General features: G+C 32.0%; 3 protein-coding genes. 1 reads left to right on the top strand and 2 read right to left on the bottom strand.

The features are described 5' to 3' along the window. The coding region (locus A9G28_RS06265) for a hypothetical protein (protein WP_141674698.1) at positions 1 to 491 on the bottom strand (491 nt) is incomplete at its 3' end. Positions 492 to 1,229: 738 nt separating this feature from the next. Between A9G28_RS06265 and A9G28_RS06260 the strand changes: the two genes are divergently transcribed. Continuing rightward, the gene (locus A9G28_RS06260; RefSeq protein ID WP_065580111.1) at positions 1,230 to 1,484 is read left to right on the top strand and encodes a hypothetical protein; all 255 of its coding nucleotides are present in this window, start codon (positions 1,230 to 1,232) and stop codon (positions 1,482 to 1,484) included. A 193-nt stretch (positions 1,485 to 1,677) separates the two neighbouring features. On the opposite strand, the gene A9G28_RS06255 is transcribed toward A9G28_RS06260, so the two are convergent. Beyond that, on the bottom strand, positions 1,678 to 2,574 hold the full coding sequence (locus A9G28_RS06255) for a DMT family transporter (RefSeq protein ID WP_065580110.1): 897 nt from the start codon (positions 2,572 to 2,574) through the stop codon (positions 1,678 to 1,680). Between the last annotated feature and the right edge of the window lie 157 nt (positions 2,575 to 2,731).

Below are 2,731 nucleotides of genomic sequence, written 5' to 3'. Positions count from 1 at the left end.
GGCGCATAGCAATCCTGAAAGGTATCATCTAATCCCATTTCAGTACCATTGGCATCTCGACCTGTAATGGTTAAATTCCCCGTTGCGGTAATATCACCATCGCCATCTTTATCCGCCCAAAAACCATTATTATTCAGCAAATCGGTCATTGAAATAGCGTTTTGACCCGATGGAATAAGCGTTTTAATATCACTAAGTTTTATACCATCACGTGGCAATGATATCGGATTAGCTATAGATGAGGGATTGTTTTTTGGGGTTAGCACTTTACCATCAGGTAGCTCGATATTTAAAAATCTATCCGTATCCCACGATTGAGTTTGTCCACCATCAAATGTTAAATAAGGCGCTGAGCCCTGAATGATGTTTGCCGTTGTCACAGGCTCAACTTGGGGCAAATCAGCCAACAAAGGAATGCTAACCCCCATTAAACAACAAAAAGGCAAAATTAATTTAAAGATGATTAGGTTATTTGTGAGTTTTAAATACAAATTATTACACCAATATATGCTAACCTCATAAAAATGGGAAAGATACCTTGATGCCCATTGTTTAAATAACGAATTTTTGTTTTTTTTATTACATTTTTTCTTATTTTTTATTGTGATATTATCCTGTTCCATATTCTTATTATGTAATTCATCGTTAGATTAAAAGAGTTGTTTATTACCACAAATGGTTAATTATTTATCTACTTAGTGTAGCATATAACTTTATTTTTAGCACAATATTTCAACATATTGTATTGCTACAAAATATGAAAACAAATAACGAATTACTTCAAAAATGTATGTAATAATGTGTTAATAGAAAGTACAAACTGTTTTTATCGCAATATAATCTTTTTTATACAAAGCAAATGCGCCCTTTTAATAAGAAAAAATTTAATAATTAATGTTTTTTATATATTTTTTTGTTTTCCGTGGATTGTTTTCAATAGATTGGAAAGGTAAAATCCGCAAATTTCAGGCATTATTAAAGCAAATTTTGGCGTTTACGTGATGAAAGTATTTGCACGCAAAGTTTTGCCATGGCAGTTCATTGAACTTTTTACTCGCTACCGCTAATATTTCGCTTTATTGTTAGGGTTATCTATCTTTTTTATTGCATTGATTGTTTGTTGGCATTTATTAAAAGTCATTAATCTAAACAATCTAAAGCAAGCTTTTTATAATCTTTCCATTAATGTCATTTAATTTGCTTGTTTATCCGCTCTGGGTAGTTATTTAATGTTGATCTTTTATGAATGGTTAGCTACTCGTTATGCAGGGGGCAAATTGAAACCCTCAATTTTGATTCTTGGTTCAGCGATTGATAATGCGATAGGCTTGTCTGTGTTATCTGGAGGTGCAGTGCGTTGCCACCTTTATCTTAAGCAAGATTTAAACACCGTCGGTATAGCTAGAATGTCGCTTTTTGTGACATTATCGTTAGGTTGTTCATTACCCTTATTTGCAACAATTGCGGCATTCATTTATACATAACACACAATGCTAGCGTTTCATATGTCAAAAAATAGCATATGGTTGACGGCAGGGGATTGTATTTTGCCTTTACGCTTTACTGCTTTTTTGTATTACTATTAATTACCCAAAGTTAGACTAAAAATCACAAAATATTATCAAACAAAAAGGAGTTTATGCTCCTTTCTCATATTTAACCAAATGGTTAAGCAAATTATTTTCTGCTTATTCTAACTTTACCTTCAGATAATAACACACCACAAAGTGTAAATAAGGTTCCAATGGCGGCAACCCAAGTAAAAGGCTCGTTTAAAATAACAACTGCAGCAATAATAGTAAGAATTGGCACTAAGTATAAGTAAATACTAATTTTAACCGCACCCACTAATTTAACGGCATAATTCCAGGATGCAAAACAAATAGCCGAAGCACCAATGCCTAAAAATAAAATATTCAAAATATTAACTGGCTTGGTAAACCGTGATAAACCCCATTCAAAATCAAAGCTAGATAAAAAGGGAAGCATCAATATCAAACCGTAAAAAAAGAATCGCCTTGTTAATAAAATTATATTGTAACCATAGTTACTACTTTTTTTTGTTAAAATTGAATAGCAGGCCCAAAATAGGCAGGCCAACATAGCCAGCAAATCGCCAATTGGATTTAACGACAGCACAAATTTACCATTAAAGCTAATTAATCCAACACCAATAATTGCAAATAAACAACCGACATAAAAACGTTTAGGTGGCACTTCGGCTCTTAAAAAGAATATAGATAATACCGCTGTGAATATTGGTGCTAAAGTAGTAATGATCCCAACGTTAGAAGCTGTTGTGTAAGTTAAGGCTATATTTTCACATAAAAAATAACAAGTTACGCCACATAATCCAGCTAATAAAAACACTATTTCTTGCCGAATCCCCTGCCAAGAAAAAAAATGTGGTGATAGTATCCAAAGGGATAAATAACCAAGCCCGAATCGAAAAAACAGTATTTCCACAGGTTTGAAATCAAGTAATAAAACTTTAGTCGCAATAAATGTTGTTCCCCAAAGAAACACGGTCATTAATGCAATTAAGTGCCCTGATGCTTTGTTTGAAAATAACATAATAATCCTCTTTGTTCACATTAATAAATATTGTTATCAAAGTAAAGTATATCGTATTGCACGGTATTTATTACTAAAATTAGTAGCCAATATTAAATTAAAAAAGATTAAGAAAGGATTTGATTAAAAAATATAACTCTATTTTTATTTTAAAATA

It is taken from the genome of Gilliamella sp. Fer1-1, from assembly GCF_001690825.1.
Classification (GTDB): domain Bacteria; phylum Pseudomonadota; class Gammaproteobacteria; order Enterobacterales; family Orbaceae; genus Gilliamella; species Gilliamella apicola_C.
This window is presented reverse-complemented; position numbering and strand designations above follow the sequence as displayed.

Excerpts from the sequence above, each read along its gene's own strand:
- A9G28_RS06260 (WP_065580111.1), top strand. The coding sequence starts at position 1,230 with ATGTTGATCTTTTATGAATGGTTAGCTACTCGTTATGCAGGGGGCAAA.
- A9G28_RS06255 (WP_065580110.1), bottom strand. The coding sequence starts at position 2,574 with ATGTTATTTTCAAACAAAGCATCAGGGCACTTAATTGCATTAATGACC.